Below are 17,527 nucleotides of genomic sequence, written 5' to 3' on the forward strand. Positions count from 1 at the left end.
CGCACCGGTACGCGGTCGGAGGTACACCGGTAGCAGGGACACAGACCGGTACCAGGGACACGGACAGACAGAGCGGAGACGGGCGTGAGCGTCAGGACGACCGAGGGTGCCGACCCGTTCGGTACGGCGCGGCTGCGGCGCGGCGTGCTGGACGCGTGGGGGGCCAGCCCCGCACGGTTCCGGGAGGATGCCAACGCCGAGGAGGACCTCGCGCTCGGCGGCTACCGCGACCGCCTCGTCGTCGAGCTCGCCCAGAACGCCGCCGACGCCGCGGGCCGAGCCGGGGTACCCGGCCGGCTCCGGCTGACCCTGCGCGGCGGCGTCCTCGTCGCCGCCAACACCGGCGCGCCGCTCGACGCCACCGGCGACGAGTCGCTGAGCACCCTGCGCGCGTCCGCCAAGCGGGAGAACGACCAGCGCGCGGTGGGCCGCTTCGGAGTCGGTTTCGCCGCCGTGCTCGCGGTCAGCGACGAGCCCGCGGTGGTCGGACGGCACGGCGGCGTGCGGTGGTCGCTCGCCGAGGCGCGCGGGCTCGCGGCGCAGGCCGCCCAGGGCAGCCCGGGGCTCGGCGACGAGCTGCGCCGCCGCGACGGGCACGTACCGCTGCTGCGGCTCCCGCTGCCCGCCGAGGGCACCGCGCCCGACGGCTACGACACGGTGGTGATCCTGCCGCTGCGCGACGGCACCGCCGAGGATCTGGTCGCCCGGCTGCTGGCGGGGGTGGACGACGCGCTGCTGCTCACACTGCCCGGCCTCACCGAGGTGGTCGTGGAGACCCCGGACGGGGTACGGACGCTGCGCCGCGGCGAGCAGGGCCCGTATGTGCACATCGAGGACAGTGCGCTCGGCCTCAACCGCTGGCGCGTAGTCACCCACGACGGGGACCTCGATCCGGCACTACTCGCCGGGCGCCCCGTGGAGGAGCGGCTGCGCCCGCACTGGAGCGTCACCTGGGCGGTGCCCGTGGACGGCGACGGAGCGCCGGTGTATCCGGCGACCGCGCCCGTCATCCATGCGCCAACGCCCACCGACGAGCCGCTCGGGGTGCCCGCCCTGCTCATCGCGACGCTTCCGCTCGACACCGCCCGCCGCCACCACGCTCCCGGGCCGCTCACCGACTTCCTGGTGCAGCGGGCGGCACAGGCGTACGCCGAACTGCTCGGCGACTGGCAGCCGGTGGGCACCGGCACCATCGACCTGGTGCCGGGACCGCTCGGCAAGGGCGAGCTGGACGGCACCCTGCGGGCCGCGATCCTGGAACTGCTGCCGCGAGTGGCCTTCCTCGCCCCGGCCGCGCCCGTCACCCCCGCCGCGACGTCCGACGAGCCGTCGGCCGACGACGTGGTGGCGCTGCGGCCGATGGAGGCCGAGGTCGTGGAGGGCGCCGGCGCCGACACCGTACGCGTCCTGGCGGATGTGCTGCCGACGCTGCTGCCCGCAGGGCTCGAACGGCGTGTGGAGCTGCGTACGCTCGGTGTGGCGCGCGTCCCGCTGACCGAGGCGATCGACCGGCTCGCCGGGATCGAACGGGACCCTTCGTGGTGGTGGCGGTTGTACGACAGCCTCGCCGGGGTCGATCCGGAGCGCCTTTCGGGACTTCCGGTGCCGCTCGCCACCCCCGGCACCAAGGGCTACGAGGGCGAGTCCGGAGACGAGGACGGGGCCGGGGACGAGGACAGGGGCCGGGACGAGGCACCCCACGCCCCGCGGCGGGTCCGCACCACGATCGGCCCCCGCCAGGTCCTGCTGCCCACCCCCGACACCCCTGCGGGGCTGGCGAGGTTCGGCCTGAAGGTGGCCCATCCGGACGCCGCCCACCCCCTCCTCGAGAAGCTGGGCGCGCTGCCCGCGACGCCTCGCGCCGTACTGACGACGCCCCAGGTGCGGGCGGCGGTCGCCGCGTCGTTGGATGACGACGACGTACCGCTGTGGGACAGCGCCGACACGGCCCCCGACGCGGACGAACTCGTCGATATCGTGCTCTCGTTGGTACGGGACGCGGGCCTGGAGCCGGGTGACGAGCCGTGGCTGGGCGCGCTCGCCCTGCCGGACGAGGACGGAGAGCTGTCCCCGGCCGCCGAACTCGTACTGCCGGGAAGCCCGTTCGCCTCCGTGATGCGCGAGGACGAACTGGCTCTGGTGGAGGCAGAGCTGGCCGAGCGCTGGGGCGAACAGCCCCTGGCCGCCTGCGGGGTGCTGGCCAACTTCACGCTCGTACGCACCACCGATGTCGTACTCGACCCCGACGAACTGGATCCGCGCGAAGGGGACTTCCCCGAACCGGACGACGCCGGACTGCTGGACGCGGTGGACGTGTGGTGCGAGGACGTACTGGACCGGCTGCCCGACACGCCCGTGCCGCCCGTGGCCACGGAGCTCGTCGCCGTCCGGGATCTGGACCTGGTGGACGACGACCGCTGGCCGCAGGCCCTCGCCCTGCTGGCGCAGCCGCCGCTGCGGGACGCACTCACCCAGCCGGTCAGGGTGCTGCTGCCGGACGGCACGACGGAGACCATCCGCCCGTACACGGCCTGGTGGCTGCGCGACCACCCGGTGCTCGACGGCCGCCGCCCGGCCGGTCTGCGGGCCTCCGGCGGTGATCCGCTGCTGGCCGGACTCTACGACTCGGCGGACGCGACGGGCTTTGAGGACGAGCAGGTGCTGCACGCCCTGGGCGTACGCACCTCCGTCGCCGCCCTGCTCGACGAACCGGGTGGCGCCGCCGAACTGCTCGGCCGCCTCGCCGACCCCGACCGCCCGGTCAGCCCCGCCCAGCTGCACGCCCTCTACACCGCGCTCGCCGACCTGGACCCGGAGCAGGTGACCCTTCCGGACGAGCTGCGCGCGGTGGTCGACGGCGAGGTACGGGTGGTGGACGCGTCCGACGCCCTGGTCGCCGACGCCCCCGACCTGCTGCCGCTGACGGCGGGCCGCCCGCTGCTGCCGGTCGCCCCGGACCGGGCGGCGGACCTGGCGGAGCTGTTCCAGGTCGGCCGGCTCAGCGAGGCGGTCGACGCCGAGGTGACCACGATCGGCGAGGAACACGCCGTCCCGCCCTCGGTGCACGCCCTGCTGGGCCCGGCCACCCCGCGCTCGTACGTCGAGCACGAGGAGCTGCTCGCCGGGGGCATCGAACTCGACTGGCGCCGCACCCCTGACGGCGTCATCCACGCCGCCACCCTGGAGGGCGTCGCCGCGGGCCTGGCCTGGGCGGCGGGCCAGTGGCCGCGCCGCTTCGAGGTGGCGGCGCTGCTGGAGGACCCGTCCCGGACGGAGGAGCTGGCGCGGGACCGCTGGTTCGACTGAGCGGACGGAGTTACGGCAGGGCGGGACGGGGCGGCACGCAGGGGCCCTATCGTGGAGCCATGAGCGGGGCTGTCTACGAACGCCTGCGGCACTACGCCGAGCTGCTCCATGTCCCGCCGGGCATACGTGCCGTCGAGATCGCCGACGGTCAGCTCGTCCACGGCGGCGAAGCCGGGGCGGCCCGGGAGCGGCACATGGACCTCACCGAAGGCCACGAGCAACGCGCCGCCATGGACAAGCTGCGGGAGATCGTCGCCGAGTTCGAGAGGAACGGCGGGGCACTGTCCCGAGAGGAGGTCGAAGCTTCCCGCGCGCTGCTGCGCCATGATCAGCGGCGATCCGGCGGGGCCACCACCTGAGGGGCCGGGGGCGCCGGGCCAACCGCGCCCCTTCACGCGGGGAAGCGCCGGTCCACCCACCGCCACGCGACCTCCAGCACCACCGCCGCCGCCACCGCGATCCCCACCGCCGCCCAGGGCATCGTGGTCCCCACCAGCTTCAACGCGAAGAAGTCCTGGAGCCAGGGCACCACAAGCACCACAAGGAACCCGAATCCCATCGCCAGCACGAGCCCGAGCCGCCACAAGGTGTAGGGGCGGGCGATGATCGCCAGGACCCACAGCGCGACCAGGAACAGGGTCAGCGTGGCCACGCTGGTCTCCGCCTTCAGGGCGCCGGGGCCGCTGTAGTGGGAGCGGGCGAGCTGGTACGTGAGGAACGTGGCCACCGCGGCGATGACGCCGGCGGGGATCGCGTACCGCATGACGAGTCGTACGAAGTGCGGCTTGGCCCGCTCCTTGTTGGGCGCGAGGGCGAGGAAGAAGGCCGGTACGCCGATGGTGAGGGTGGACAGCAGCGTCAGATGGCGGGGCAAGAAGGGGTACTCCACCCGCCAGCAGACCACCAGGACCGCCAGCAGCACCGAGTAGACCGTCTTCGTGAGGAAGAGGGTCGCCACACGCGTGATGTTGCCGATGACCCGGCGGCCTTCGGCGACCACCGATGGCAGGGTGGCGAAGCTGTTGTTGAGCAGAACGATCTGGGCGACCGCCTTGGTGGCCTCCGAGCCCGACCCCATCGAGACCCCGATGTCGGCGTCCTTGAGCGCGAGTACGTCGTTGACGCCGTCGCCCGTCATGGCCACGTTGTGGCCCCGGGACTGGAGCGCGCCGACCATGTCCCGCTTCTGCCTCGGGGTGACCCGGCCGAAGACCGCGTGCGCGTCGAGCTCGGCGGCCATGGCGTCCCGGTCGGCGGGGAGGCGGCGGGCGTCCACGGTCTGCTCCGCGCCGGGCAGCCCGAGCTTCCCGGCGACCGCGCCCACCGACACGGCGTTGTCGCCGGAGATGACCTTCGCCGCGACCTCCTGCTCCTCGAAGTACGCGAGGGTGTCGGCGGCGTCGGGCCGCAGTCGCTGTTCCAGGACGACCAGGGCGGCGGGGCTGGCACCCGCGGCGACATCGGGGGCGTCCAGCGCGTCCGGCCCATGCACTCCGTCCGTCTCACGGGCGACGCGGGCGAGCAGCAGCACCCGCAGCCCCTTCTCGTTGAGCGCGTCGGCATCCGCGAGCACGGGGGTGTCCGGCGCCAGCAGCACATCGGGGGCGCCCAGCAGCCAGGCGGAGCTCTGGCCGTCGCCCTCGCTGAAGGCGGCACCGCTGTACTTGCGGGCGGACGAGAACGGCAGCGAACGCGTACAGCGCCAGTCGTCGCTGTCCGGATACTCCTTGATGATCGCCTGGAGCGAGGCGTTGGGCCGGGGATCCGACTCCCCGAGCGCACCGAGCACCTTGTGTACGTAGGCGGCGTCGAAACCTGCGAGGACGCGCAACTCGGTGACGTCCATTCCGCCCTCGGTCAGCGTGCCGGTCTTGTCGAGGCAGACGACATTGACCCGCGCGAGACCCTCGATCGCGGGTAGTTCCTGGACGAGGCACTGCTTGCGGCCGAGCCTGATGACCCCGATCGCGAAGGCCACCGAGGTGAGCAGCACCAGGCCCTCGGGGATCATCGGGACGATCCCGCCGACCGTCCGGGCGATCGCGTCCTTGAGGTTGTCGCCCTTCACCAGAAGCTGGCTGATGATCAGACCGATCGCGGTCGGGACCATCATCCACGTCACGTACTTGAGGATGGTGGAGATACCGGACCGGAGCTCCGAGCTGACCAGTGTGAACCGCGAGGCCTCCTCGGCGAGCTGCGCCGCGTACGCCTGCCGGCCCACCTTGGTGGCGGTGAAGGCACCGCCACCGGCCACCACGAAGCTGCCGGACATCACTTGGTCGCCGCGCCGCTTGAGCACCGGGTCCGCCTCACCGGTCAGCAGGGACTCGTCCACTTCCAGGTTGTCCGCCTCGGCCACCTCGCCGTCGACCACGACCTTGTCGCCCGGTCCGAGTTCGACGAGGTCCCCGAGCACGATCGCGGATGTGGACACCTCGGCGGCGACCCCGTCGCGCCGCACGGTGGGTTTCGCCTCACCGATGACGGCGAGCCCGTCCAGGGTCTTCTTGGCCCGCAGCTCCTGGATGATGCCGATGCCGGTGTTGGCGACGATCACGAAGCCGAACAGGGTGTCCTGGAACGGCGCGACGATGAACATGATCACCCACAGCACACCGATCAGGGCGTTGAAGCGGGTGAAGACATTGCCGCGGATGATGTCCGCGGTGGAACGGCTGCTGCGCAGCGGTACGTCGTTGACCTCGCCGCGCGCGACCCGTTCGGCCACCTCGGCGGCGCTGAGCCCGCCCGGGCGGTGGCGGACGGGCGGTTTGACGGGGTGTACGGGGTCGAGTTCAGCCCCCGCGTCGATGAGCGCCCGGCCCTGGCCTGTGGCGGGCTCGGGGCCGCCGTCGCTCCCAGCCCGTTGCGTCATGCTCTCGACGGTACGGCGGGACGGGCGGGTCCACCCGCCGAGAACGTCTGAATCAGGCCAGGGTCAGGCGGGGGCTCGAAAAGGATCAGGACGGAATCGGTCCGGGCCCGGACCGGAATTCAGGCCGCCGGGTGCCCATCCTCGACGGCGGTTGCCTGCGCACGCTTGATCGCCGCGTCCCGCTTCCGTACGTACCAGACGCCGATCAGGCCGAGTCCGCCTCCGGCCAGGCAGGTCCACACCCACCAGGTCAGCCCGCGGTCCGCGAACCAGCCGTAGAAGGGGACCTGCACGAGGAACAGGACGAACCAGATGATCGTGCCGCCGGTGATGGTGGCGACGACGGGCCCTTCAAGGGGCTCGGGTGCCTCGTGCCTGGGGGTCCACTTCGCCATGCGGTCAGTGTAGGGGGCTGCTCCAAGCGCTCAGCCGGCCCCCGGCGCCGGACGTCGAGGCTCTACTACGAGGGTCTACGCGCGGAGATACCGCTCTCACTCTTATACGTTCATACTGAAGCGGTTTGTGTCCGGCCCGAATCCTTCGTATGAACATCCAAGGACTTCCGAGGAAGCATGCGAGGACCGGCAAGCACCCCTTTCATGAGGTCCCGCATGTCCCGCACGTCCCCCACGGCCACCACCGCCCCCGCAGACAACCCGGACACCCCGAACACCCAGGCGAAGTCCGGTAGCCCCGGCGCCCCACACGGCCCGTTCGACCGCTTCTTCAAGATCTCCGAGCGGGGCTCCACGATCTCCCGCGAGTTCCGCGGCGGTTTCGCCACCTTCTTCGCGATGGCCTACATCATCGTCCTGAACCCGATCATCCTCGGCAGCGCCAAGGACATGTACGGGCACCAGCTCGACAGCGGCCAACTGGTCACCGCCACCGTGCTCACCGCGGCCCTCACCACACTGCTCATGGGCGTCATCGGCAATGTCCCGATCGCGCTGGCCGCCGGGCTCGGCGTGAACACCGTCGTCGCGCTCCAGCTCGCCCCCCGGATGAGCTGGCCCGACGCCATGGGCATGGTGGTGCTCGCCGGTCTGATCGTGATGCTGCTGGTGGCGACCGGCCTGCGGGAGCGCGTGATGAACGCCGTGCCGCTCGGCCTGCGCAAGGGCATCGCCATCGGCATCGGCCTGTTCATCATGCTGATCGGCCTGGTCGACTCGGGCTTCGTCTCCCGCATCCCGGACGCCGCCCACACCACCGTCCCGCTCCAGCTCGGCCTCACCGGCCACCTCGGCGGCTGGCCGGTACTGGTTTTCGTCCTGGGCACACTGCTCACCCTCGCGCTGATGATCCGCAAGGTGCCCGGCGCCATCCTGATCTCGATCGTCGCGATGACCGGCTTCGCCGTCGTGATCCAACTGGTCGCGAACCTGCCGGGCGGGGCGTGGGGCCTCACCGTTCCCGAGTGGCCGGGGAACCCGGTGGCGACACCTGACTTCGGCCTTCTGGGACAGGTCAGCCTTTTCGGTGGTTTCGAGAAGGTCGGCCTACTGACAGGCGCGCTCTTCGTCTTCACCGTGCTGCTGTCCTGCTTCTTCGACGCGATGGGCACGATCCTCGGCGTCGGCGACGAGGCGAAGCTGATGGACGAGAAGGGCGAGTTCCCCGGGATCAACAAGGTCCTGATCGTGGACGGCATCGCCGTCGCGGCGGGCGGGGCGACCTCGTCCTCCGCCAACACCTGCTTCGTGGAGTCCACGGCGGGCGTCGGCGAGGGCGCCCGCACGGGGCTCGCGTCCGTCGTCACCGGCGCGCTGTTCGCGGTGGCGCTGTTCCTCACCCCGCTCGCGACGATGGTCCCGTCCCAGGCGGCGACACCGGCCCTGCTTGCGGTCGGCTTCCTGATCCTGGCGGGTTCGGTCAGGGACATCGACTGGAGCGACTACACGATCGCGGTGCCCGCGTTCCTGGCCATGGTGATGATGCCGTTCACGTACTCGATCACCAACGGCATCGGCATCGGCTTCATCGCCTTCACCGTGCTGCGACTGGCGGCAGGGCGCGGCCGTGAGGTGCCGGCGGCGATGTACGTCGTCTCGGCGGTGTTCGTCTTCTACTACGCGATGCCCGCGCTGGGCCTCACGTAAGTGCTGGGCCTCACGTAGGTCACGAGTCACACCCACCAGATCACTCAGCGCCCGGGCCCGCCATGGACCCCCGCCGCCCCCGCGACCCGGGGCCGTAGAACCTCTCCGTCTCGTCGACCGACGCCTTGAAGCGTTCGTCGAAGTCATCGCGCATGAGCGTCCGGACCACGTAGTCCTGGACGCTCATGCCGCGTTTGGCGGCATGATTCCGGAGCCGGGCGAGCAGTTCCTCGTCCATTCGCAGGCTGAGCACTGTCGATGCCATGTCGGCCAGGGTCGCTGGCCGGAACCGCTCGGCGCGTCACTTTCCGGCCCCGGATCACCCATTCGGGTGACGCTTCGCACACCTGCGGCGCCACCGGGAAACCGGTTGGTATTTAGGCTACGTAATGAGTTACGCTAAGGAACATGCCTGACCTTTCCCGTCCCGCGGTGGACACCACCGCGGCCGACGCCACCCCGGCGGACGCCGCGATCGACGCCGCCGCGGTGGACTCACTCCGCTCCGCCGTGATGCGGCTGGGCCGGCGCCTGAAGCATCAGCGCGTCGACGAGTCGCTGAGCCCCACCGAGATGTCCGTGCTCGGCACCCTGGCCCGCTGCGGTTCCGCCACCCCCGGTGAGCTGGCCCGCAAAGAGCATGTGCAGCCGCCGTCGATGACGCGCATCGTGGCACTGCTGGAGTCCAAGGGACTCGTCCGGCTGGAGCCGCACCCCGATGACCGCAGGCAGAAGGTGGTCAGCCAGACCGAGCGGGCCGAGGCCATGCTCGAAGAGAGCCGCCGCAAGCGGAACGTCTGGCTGGCGTCCCTCGCCGAGGGTCTGGACGAGGACGAGTGGGCCAAGCTGCGCGCTGCGGCCCCTGTACTGGAGAAGCTGGCACATCTGACCCCGACCCCCCCGACCGGGGGCTGATCAGCCGATCGAACCCCCGGGCCTTCACCCGATCGGCGCAAGGAGGCGAGCCCTTTTGAGTACGGGACACGGAGCAGACTCCGCACCCGGACCGACCCCCGACCGCAACCCGAACCCGAACCCCGTCCCGGAGCCGACCCCTGAGGGCACGGGAAAGCGCACGACCTTCTCGTCTCTCGGGATCCGCAACTACCGGCTGTTCTTCACCGGAGCCATCGTCTCCAACACGGGCACCTGGATGGCCCGTATCACTCAGGACTGGCTCGTTCTCAGCCTCACCGGCTCCGCCGCCGCCGTCGGCATCACGACGGCTCTCCAGTTCCTGCCGATGCTGCTCTTCGGCCTCTACGGCGGCGTCATCGCCGACCGCTACCCGAAGCGCAACATCCTGCTCCTCACCCAGACCGCGCTCGGCCTGTGCGGGGTCGCACTCGCCGTGCTCACCCTCTCGGGACAGGTGCAGGTCTGGCATGTGTACCTGATCGCGTTCCTGCTCGGCATGGTCACGGTGATCGACAACCCGACCCGGCAGACCTTCGTCTCCGAGATGGTCGGCCCGGACCAGATCCCCAACGCCGTCAGCCTGAACTCCGCGAACTTCCAGTCGGCCCGGCTGGTCGGCCCGGCTGTCGCCGGTGCCCTGATCAGCGCGGTCGGCAGCGGCTTGGCGTTCCTGCTGAACGGACTGTTCTTCCTGGCCCCCGTGGTCGCGCTGCTACGCATGCGCAGCAGCGAGCTGCACAGGGTCGAGCGCGCCCCGCGCGGCAAGGGCCAGCTCCGCGAAGGGCTGAAGTACGTCGCAGGGCGGCCCGAGCTGGTCTGGCCGATCGTGCTGATCGGCTTCGTCGGCACCTTCGCGTTCAACTTCCCGATCTGGCTGACGGCCTTCGCCGACCAGGTCTTCCACGTCGGCCCGGGCAGCTACGGCCTGCTCAACACCCTGATGGCGACCGGTTCGCTGGCGGGAGCCCTGCTGTCCGCCCGCCGCGGCTCGTCCCGGCTGCGGATGCTGGTCGGCGCGGCGGTGCTGTTCGGAGCGCTGGAGATCGTCGCGGCCCTCTCGCCGTCCTTCTGGATGTTCGCGCTGCTGCTCGTACCGCTGGGCATGGTCGGTCTGACGGTCAACGTCACCGCGAACTCCTCGGTGCAGCTTGCCACCGACCCGGCGATGCGCGGCCGTGTGATGAGCCTGTACATGATGGTCTTCTTCGGCGGTACGCCGCTGGGCGCACCCTTCGTCGGCTGGATCACCGACACCTACGGCGCCCGCACCGGCTTCGCCACGGGCGGCGCGGTCTCCCTGGTCGCCGCGGCGGCGATCGGCCTGGTCCTGATCCGGGTCGGCGGCCTCCGGATGCGTGTGGACCTGCGGCAGGGCCGCCCCCGGGTGCGTTTCGTACCGCGCGAGGAGCGGCAGCTCACCGCGGTGGCCTGACGGTCCGAGCCCGTGGCGGCCCCGGCCGCGGTCGGCCGCGTCAGGCCGATCGCGGACCCCGTGGGTCGCCTCGGCCCGCACCCGCTCGCTGCCGGGCGACATTCAGACGTGGTTCCTCCGGCAGCACGGCGCCGCAGGGCTCCGCCCAGCGCACGGTGTACCCGAGCCCCAGCGACGCCACCACGAACAGCCCGCCCAGCAGGAACCAGCCGGGCACACCCCAGCCGACCAGCAGCACCGTCAGCACCAGGGGCCCCGCGGTACGGGCCAGGGTCAGGCCCGTACCGAAGAAGCCCTGGTACTCCCCTGTGCGTCCGGCCGGGGCCAGGTCGAAGCTGATCTGCCACGACCCGGCCGAATGCCGCATCTCCCCGGCGAGATGCAGCACCGCGCCGGCGGCGAGCACCGCGACCGCCGCCCACACCGGCAGAGCCACACCCGACAACGCGAAGACCGCGCACGAGGCGAACAGCACCAGCCCGGACCACCGCACCGCGGCCACGGCCGTGGCCGTCGAGTGCACGCCCCGGGCCGCCCTGACCTGGAACGCCGCCACTCCCAGGGTGTTGAGGACGAACAGCGCCGACGCCACCCACTCCGGCGCCTCGGTCCGCTCGCTGATCCAGAGCGGGATGCCGAGGCTGAGCAGCGGCATCCGCAGCAGCAGCACGGAGTTGAGCAGCGTGACGACGACGTACGGCCGGTCCCGCAGCACACTCCGCGAGGGACCGCCGCCCGCAGTTCCGCCGTCCCCCGCGACGGGCACCCCGCTGCCCCGCACGACCGGCAACCGCGCCAGCACCAGCGCGCACACCGCGAAACTCACCGCGTCCATCGCGAACACCGCGAGATACACCCCGCGGCTCCCCGACCACAGCGCCAGCCCGCCGACCCCGGCGCCCAGGGCGAGCCCCGCGTTCAGCCTGGACTGGAGATGCGCGAGCACGGCCGTCCGCTCCCGCTTCGACACGAGCCCGGCGAGCAGCGCCTGCCGCGCCGCCGCGAGCCCGGACACGGCAGCCGCGTAGCAGCAGGCGGCGACGAGGAACGGCCCGAAGGACCGCACCACGAGGAACGCCCCGACCGACGCACTGGTCGCGAGCGCCAGCAGGACCGCCGTCCCCCGTGGCCCCCACCGGTCGGCGAGCCTCCCGAGCGGCACCCCGGCCACCGCGCCGAACGCCCAGGCGAGGGTGAGGCCGAGGCCGATCCGTGCCGGGGAGAGGCCGACGACATGGGAGAAGTAGAGCGCGGATGTGGTGTAGAAGGCTCCGTCACCGAGTGAGCTGACGAGCTGTGCGAGCACAAGCCGGCGGGCGGCCGGACCTGCGGGCGGAAGTAGGCGGATCCTTGTCACCCGACGACGCTACGAGCTCAATGGCCCTCTTCTCCAGGTCCACTTGGAGCCTCTTCCGCTGGGCCAATGGCGGGGCGGCGGCGGTACGCCGGAGGACCGACCCCTGGAAACCCGAATGGGTCGGCCCCGCCGAATGCGCGAACCTAATCCAGTCGTCGATCCTGTTGAAGTTCACACGACCGCCGATGATGTAGAGGTAGTCGGGCTGCGTGGGTCGCCAGAGGCCGTATCTCCGCAGGACCTTGCGGACCGCGAACCGATCACGACGGTCGCATACCACTCATCCGATGTGGCGACCCTCGGCACCAGCCCACCGCGCTCCACCGCCTCGACCGCTGCCGCCGCCTGCCGTTCGCTCGTCTCGAACAGCAGACAGCCGCCCGGCGCCAGCCACGACCTCGCCTGGGCAGTCACCCGCCGCAGCACGTCGAGCCCGTCGACTCCGCCGTCCAGCGCGACCAGCGGCTCGTGTATCCGGGCTTCGGCAGGCAGCAGTTCGACATCCCCCGTGGGTACGTAGGGGACGTTCGCGGCCAGGATGCCGATCCGCCCGCGCAGTTCACCGGGCAGCGGCGCGAAGAGGTCCCCCTCGTACACCCGCCCGCCGTACGCCTCCACGTTGCGCCGGGCGCACCGCACCGCCGCCGGGTCGACGTCGGCTGCGTACAGCGCCACCTCCCCGCCCAGACCGGCCGCGAGCGCGGCCCCCACCGCACCCGTACCGCAGCAGAGATCCACGACGAGGGTCGCCTCCGGACGGGCGTCGAGTGCCTGCCGCACGAGGAACTCTGTACGGCGCCGGGGCACGAACACCCCGGGTTCCACGCCGATCCGCAACCCGCTGAACTCGGCCCAGCCGAGGACGTGTTCCAGCGGATGGCCGTCGGCGCGCCGTTCGACCATGGCGGTGAGTTCGGCGGAGGTGCGGGCGGTGGAGAGGAGCAACGCCGCCTCGTCTTCGGGGAAGACACAGCCCGCGGCACGCAGCCGGGCGGTGACAGCGGCTGCGGCGGTGGACACGTCGGTGGAAGACCCGGGAACAGCGGTGAGTGACACGGTGGCAGAAGCCTTTCGGAATACCGAGCGGGGCTCCCTCAACCGCCTACGACGACAGTGGCGGCGGCACGGAGGCGGGCACCCGGCTTGCAACAGCGGTAACGGGTCTCACCTCCTCTTTCCTGTCATGGCACAACGGGAAGGAAACTCTACCGGAGGGCACCGAGGACACCTGATGAAACCGATACGCAAGCGGCACGAGGTCACATGACCGTGAGTGGGGTACGAGCTCGGCGGGCCGCCCACCGTACGCTGCCGCCTGAACCGCACCCCGTCAGCCGCCACCTGGGAGCCCGCGTGAGTGATCAGCCAAGCCGCCGGACCAAGAAGCCGTTCCTTTACGTGGTCGTGTGCGCGTCCGGCATCGCGGGCGATGTCGGCAAGCTGATCAGCGCCGCGCAGGGACGGCAGTGGGATGTGGGTGTCGTCGCCACTCCGCAGGGGCTGAAGTTCATAGACGCCCAAGCCGTCGAGTCCCAGACCGGTTTCCCGATCCGCTCCGCCTGGCGCTCCCCGGGCGACCCGCGCCCGCTCCCGCCCGCTGACGCGATCGTCGTCGCTCCTGCCACGTTCAACACGATCAACAAGTGGGCGGCAGGGATCTCCGACACCCTGGCACTCGGCATCCTGTGCGAGGCATACGGCTTCGGCATCCCCACCGCCGCCCTGCCCTACCTCAACTCCGCCCAGGCCGCCCACCCGGCATACCGGCAGAGCCTGGACAGGTTGCGCGAGATGGGAGTCCTCATCGGCTCCCATGAACCGCACCTGCCGAAGGCGGACGGCGGGGCCGGCGGCTTCCGCTGGGAGGAGGCACTGGAGCTGATCGCTCCCCGCGTGTGCGGCCGGACTTAAGCGGGCTCGGCGTAAGCACGCTTACGGACGGCAGCAGTCGGCCCTGGCGTTCACGGAACAGTGCCCGGCTCTACCACCCACTCGACCGGTTGCCCTGTGACGCCCGCAATGGTGTCGAAGTCAGCGTCGTAGTGCAGAACGGACACCCCGTGCCGCTCGGCGATAGCAGCGATCAGCACATCGGCAATGGAGGCACAGCGGTGCTGCCCCTTGACCGCCAGCAAACCCTGAACCTCACAGATTCCAGTGCGGCGGCTCCCCCGAGGCCGCACGACCGCCGGACAGGGTCACGGCAGGCGACCCTCCCAGTTGATCTCCCTGACGCGCGCCCGCAGCACCTCCCCCGGTGTCGCCGACCGCAGGGACTCGGGCGGGCAGTCCCATTCCCGGCCGCCGCCCGGGGGGCGGAGCTGGACATAGGGGCCTTCGGCGTCCATGACGCGGCCGATGCGGCCATCGCGGGAGTCGACGGCGAAGTCGCCGCGGCGGTGGCTCGGGGCGGGGTGGGGGTTGGGGACGGGTCTGGGTGGCGGAGGGAGAGCGTCCATCAGCGGACCTCGTGCAGGACGGCCGCGAGGCGCAGTGCCGTGTCCAGGTTGCAGCGGCCCAGGTCGACCAGCGGGTAGCCGCCTTCCTCGCTGGTGAGCGACAGCAGGTCCACCCGGATGGACGGCAGGGTCACTCCCTTCGAGTCGAGTTCGGCCCTGAGCTGGGCGATGACCTCTTCCGCGGCGCGGATTCTGTCTGCCGGTGGGACGGCCATCGGATACCTCCACTCTGAGTGTTCGCTTTCTGTACACAGCGTGGCGGCCGGAGGGCTAGCCTGGCCAGTATTGGCGCCCAAACAACCCCGGCTGCGTGACAGGGAGTTGACATGCCTGGTCCGAAGTGCCTCGACCCGTTCGCTTCGCCTCGGGCCCTGATCGGCACGGAGTTGAGACATCTCCGTGAGCGCGGGGCTCAGTCAGCGCGAGCTCGGTGATCTCCTTCATGTGAGCCCCACGTTCATCGGGCAGCTTGAGGCGGGCACCCGGCGGATACAGCTCGGCCTCGCACGCAAGCTCGACGAGAGGCTCGGCACCGGCGGGGACGACCACCCCGGCACCGTGGGCGAGTCGGGCGGGGGCGAGCAGGCATGGGAGTTCGGGCTGCGGCGCTCCCTGGACGACTGACGGTGCTGATCGAACGGGGTGACGCCTACCCACAGGACAAGAGGGCGCGCAACGAGGGCGGACTCGCCTATCACCGCGTGGACGACTTCGACGCAGTGCCCTCAAGCACTGCGGCAACGGCCTTGAGACGCTCCGGCGCATCGCGCGGGAACCCGCCTCCTAGTACGGCATCACCTGCTCCACCAACACGGGATCGGCAGACACCGATGGGCGGACATCGCGTGGGCTATGTCCGCCCATCGGTTCTTCTCGCGCCATTCTGCCCAACACACCCAAACCGCCGCGATTTTGATCGTACTGAACGACCACCCGACGGGTCACCCTGACGGCGGGGCGGGGACGACAGGCGCCGCCATGGCCCGTGCGGCGGCGTCCGGTTGGGGGATATGCCGACCCGTCACCAGCGGCCTGACCTGCAATGACGGAACCCCGCCAAGCGAAATGAGAAATATGCCTGGTTTGCGTCATCAGCGTGTTTTGACGCATTGAGTTGACTTGTCCGTTCATGATCTTTCCGGCCGGATAACCCGCGCACAGCTTGGTTCTTCGGCGATCAGCGGACGATCGATCTGGTACCGAACGGAGCTCCAGTCTGATGACACTACAAACCCGCACCGTGGCCCGCAGGCGAACCGCGTCTCGACTGGTCGCCGCAGCGGCGTGTGCGGTTCTGCTCCAGGTGGCCGGCGGCATGCCGTCCGCGATGGCAGCCGGGATGACAGCCGGAGCCGCCCACGCGGCCGCCGGGCAGAGCGCCACCACTCGCGCAGTGCCCGCCGACTGCCTCGCACAGAACGCCTACATCCTCGCCGGGCCCAAGGGTCGTTCCGAGGGCACGTCGGTGCAGCAGGTGAACCTGGGCTCAGGCGTACGGACCGAGATCGGGAACTTCACCGCTGCCGCCGGGGTCGCGGTCAACGGGCTCGCGATGCTGCCGGGCGGCACGGTCGCCTGGGCGGTGTCCGAGGAGGAGGACGCCGGGACCGGAACGCAGACCGTGCTCCGGCTCGACCTGAACACCAACACCACCACCGCGTTCCCCGGTGCGGGCAAGGTGAGCAACGGGAAGGCACGGGAGACCGTACGCGGGGCGATCAATCCGACCAACGGCTGGTTCTACTACTCCCACTCCGCGGAGAACCCGGCCGACGCCGACCGCCCGACCACCCACGTCATCTACGCGTTCGACACCGCGAACAACGTCAGCGTCGGCGCCGTCGGCACGCTGACCGACCCCCGGTTCAACGGCAGTTCCGGCGACATGGTCTTCGACTCCGCGGGCAACCTCTACATGGTGATCTCGACCCCGGAGAACCTCGCCACGGGCGGGATCAACTCGGCGATGGTGCGTGTCAACGAGGAGCTGCCCACCACCCCGGACAACATCGCCCTGACGGCGGACCTGCTCGCCGACCTTCCCAACGGCGCCGCGTACGGCGTCACCCTCGGCGCGGACGGCTACCTGTACACGACCAGGGCCCGTGTGACCCCGGCCGGCGAACTGTTCAAGATCAACCCCAACAGCGGAGCGCTGGTCTCCAGCACGCAGATGACCGCCCCGGCCGACAAGGACCCGACGCCGGTCGACGCGGGCAACTGCTCGTACGGGCCCAACGTCACCTCCCTGGTGGACATCCCCGGGCGCGTCGAGCCGAACGACCAGTTCACGGTGACCATCACCGGAAACGGCATCACCTCCGGTAACTCCGGGACCACGACCGGCTCGGACACCGGCCCGCAGAACACTCCGGACGAGATGGCGGGACCGCTGCCGGGTGTCGTGGGCGCGACCTATACCTTCACCCAGGAACCGGCGGCCGGCACCGACCCGGGGGACTACACCACCACCTACGAGTGCGTGGACACCGCACACGGCAACGCGCTGCTGGCCGAGGGCTCCGGCAGCTCGTTCCAGTACACCGTCCCGGCGTCCGGCGACAGCCGCGGTGTGGCCGTGCTCTGCACGTTCACCAACACGCCCAACGCGGCGCCGCCCGCCCCGTCCACGCTTGAGGTCGGCAAGACCGCCGTCGTCCGGGACGTCGTGGGCGGCCGTACGGTCACGTACACCCTCACGGTCACCAACACCAGCGCCAACCCGGCCACCGGAGTCCGGGCCGAGGACGACCTGTCCGACGTGGTCGACAACGCCACGTACAACAACGACGCACAGGCGTCCACGGGCGGGGTGACCTACGAGGCGCCGAAGATCATCTGGCTCGGCGACCTCCAGCCGGGCCAGGCCGCGACGATCACCTACTCGGTGACCGTCGAGCCCGACGACAATCTGGTCAACAACGTCACCGTCACCGCACCGAACAGCAACTGCCCCGGCGCCCCGGAGTGCAGTACCACCACCACGACGCCGGTCGGCGACGACCCCGACCCGGGAGTGTGACGGCGGCGGTGACCACCGCCGGCTGAGCACCTCCGAGTCCCGGACGCAGGGGC

At 70.9% G+C, this 17,527-nt stretch carries 15 protein-coding genes and 1 pseudogene; 8 read left to right on the forward strand and 8 right to left on the reverse strand.

Features of this window, described 5'->3' with window-relative positions; all coding sequences use genetic code 11:
- Positions 1-84 precede the first annotated feature (84 nt).
- Both ACFWI9_RS16140 and ACFWI9_RS16145 read left to right on the forward strand, forming a co-directional pair.
- On the forward strand, positions 85-3,306 hold the full coding sequence (locus ACFWI9_RS16140) for a sacsin N-terminal ATP-binding-like domain-containing protein (protein WP_387162386.1): 3,222 nt from the start codon (positions 85-87) through the stop codon (positions 3,304-3,306).
- A 59-nt stretch (positions 3,307-3,365) separates the two neighbouring features.
- Positions 3,366-3,665, forward strand: a complete 300-nt coding sequence (locus ACFWI9_RS16145; protein WP_387162388.1) for a hypothetical protein — start codon at positions 3,366-3,368, stop codon at positions 3,663-3,665.
- A gap of 32 nt (positions 3,666-3,697) precedes the next feature.
- Here the strand turns inward: ACFWI9_RS16145 and ACFWI9_RS16150 are convergent, their stop codons facing one another.
- Positions 3,698-6,184 (reverse strand): HAD-IC family P-type ATPase, encoded by a 2,487-nt coding sequence (locus ACFWI9_RS16150; protein WP_387162390.1) that lies wholly within the window; start codon positions 6,182-6,184, stop codon positions 3,698-3,700.
- 119 nt (positions 6,185-6,303) lie between these two features.
- Entirely contained in the window at positions 6,304-6,579 is a 276-nt protein-coding gene (locus ACFWI9_RS16155) for a DUF2530 domain-containing protein (protein ID WP_387162391.1), read from the reverse strand.
- Positions 6,580-6,795: 216 nt separating this feature from the next.
- On the opposite strand from ACFWI9_RS16155, the gene ACFWI9_RS16160 reads away from it, so the two are divergent.
- On the forward strand, positions 6,796-8,286 hold the full coding sequence (locus ACFWI9_RS16160) for an NCS2 family permease (RefSeq protein WP_387162393.1): 1,491 nt from the start codon (positions 6,796-6,798) through the stop codon (positions 8,284-8,286).
- A gap of 40 nt (positions 8,287-8,326) precedes the next feature.
- Here the strand turns inward: ACFWI9_RS16160 and ACFWI9_RS16165 are convergent, their stop codons facing one another.
- Complete coding sequence (locus tag ACFWI9_RS16165; RefSeq protein ID WP_387162396.1) at positions 8,327-8,551, reverse strand: ribbon-helix-helix protein, CopG family; 225 nt, start codon at positions 8,549-8,551, stop codon at positions 8,327-8,329.
- A 143-nt stretch (positions 8,552-8,694) separates the two neighbouring features.
- Between ACFWI9_RS16165 and ACFWI9_RS16170 the strand changes: the two genes are divergently transcribed.
- Both ACFWI9_RS16170 and ACFWI9_RS16175 read left to right on the forward strand, forming a co-directional pair.
- A complete protein-coding gene (locus tag ACFWI9_RS16170) occupies positions 8,695-9,201 on the forward strand; it encodes a MarR family winged helix-turn-helix transcriptional regulator (protein ID WP_387162398.1) in 507 nt (168 codons plus the stop codon).
- Positions 9,202-9,256: 55 nt separating this feature from the next.
- Positions 9,257-10,636 (forward strand): MFS transporter, encoded by a 1,380-nt coding sequence (locus ACFWI9_RS16175; protein ID WP_387162400.1) that lies wholly within the window; start codon positions 9,257-9,259, stop codon positions 10,634-10,636.
- Between the two features lie 40 nt (positions 10,637-10,676).
- On the opposite strand, the gene ACFWI9_RS16180 is transcribed toward ACFWI9_RS16175, so the two are convergent.
- Both ACFWI9_RS16180 and ACFWI9_RS16185 read right to left on the reverse strand, forming a co-directional pair.
- Complete coding sequence (locus ACFWI9_RS16180) at positions 10,677-11,993, reverse strand: MFS transporter (RefSeq protein WP_387162401.1); 1,317 nt, start codon at positions 11,991-11,993, stop codon at positions 10,677-10,679.
- A 171-nt stretch (positions 11,994-12,164) separates the two neighbouring features.
- Positions 12,165-13,013, reverse strand: a complete 849-nt coding sequence (locus ACFWI9_RS16185) for a putative protein N(5)-glutamine methyltransferase (RefSeq protein ID WP_387162402.1) — start codon at positions 13,011-13,013, stop codon at positions 12,165-12,167.
- 333 nt (positions 13,014-13,346) lie between these two features.
- Between ACFWI9_RS16185 and ACFWI9_RS16190 the strand changes: the two genes are divergently transcribed.
- Entirely contained in the window at positions 13,347-13,904 is a 558-nt protein-coding gene (locus ACFWI9_RS16190) for a flavoprotein (RefSeq protein ID WP_387162404.1), read from the forward strand.
- 50 nt (positions 13,905-13,954) lie between these two features.
- Here the strand turns inward: ACFWI9_RS16190 and ACFWI9_RS16195 are convergent, their stop codons facing one another.
- The 3 genes from ACFWI9_RS16195 to ACFWI9_RS16205 all read right to left on the reverse strand — a co-directional run bounded on the left by ACFWI9_RS16195 (position 13,955) and on the right by ACFWI9_RS16205 (position 14,667).
- Positions 13,955-14,128 (reverse strand): PIN domain-containing protein, encoded by a 174-nt coding sequence (locus ACFWI9_RS16195; RefSeq protein WP_387162406.1) that lies wholly within the window; start codon positions 14,126-14,128, stop codon positions 13,955-13,957.
- Between the two features lie 63 nt (positions 14,129-14,191).
- Positions 14,192-14,452, reverse strand: a complete 261-nt coding sequence (locus tag ACFWI9_RS16200) for a hypothetical protein (protein WP_387162407.1) — start codon at positions 14,450-14,452, stop codon at positions 14,192-14,194.
- A complete protein-coding gene (locus ACFWI9_RS16205; protein ID WP_387162409.1) occupies positions 14,452-14,667 on the reverse strand; it encodes a hypothetical protein in 216 nt (71 codons plus the stop codon). Before ACFWI9_RS16205 ends, ACFWI9_RS16200 begins: the two co-directional genes overlap by 1 nt.
- A 111-nt stretch (positions 14,668-14,778) precedes the next feature.
- Between ACFWI9_RS16205 and ACFWI9_RS16210 the strand changes: the two are divergent.
- Together ACFWI9_RS16210 and ACFWI9_RS16215 are read left to right on the forward strand one after the other, a co-directional pair.
- Positions 14,779-14,989, forward strand: a pseudogene (locus ACFWI9_RS16210) (helix-turn-helix domain-containing protein); the annotation flags it as partial.
- Between the two features lie 682 nt (positions 14,990-15,671).
- Complete coding sequence (locus ACFWI9_RS16215) at positions 15,672-17,474, forward strand: hypothetical protein (RefSeq protein WP_387162410.1); 1,803 nt, start codon at positions 15,672-15,674, stop codon at positions 17,472-17,474.
- The last annotated feature ends 53 nt before the right edge of the window (positions 17,475-17,527 follow it).

Source organism: Streptomyces sp. NPDC127084, assembly GCF_042724175.1.
In the GTDB taxonomy this organism is placed as follows: domain Bacteria; phylum Actinomycetota; class Actinomycetes; order Streptomycetales; family Streptomycetaceae; genus Streptomyces.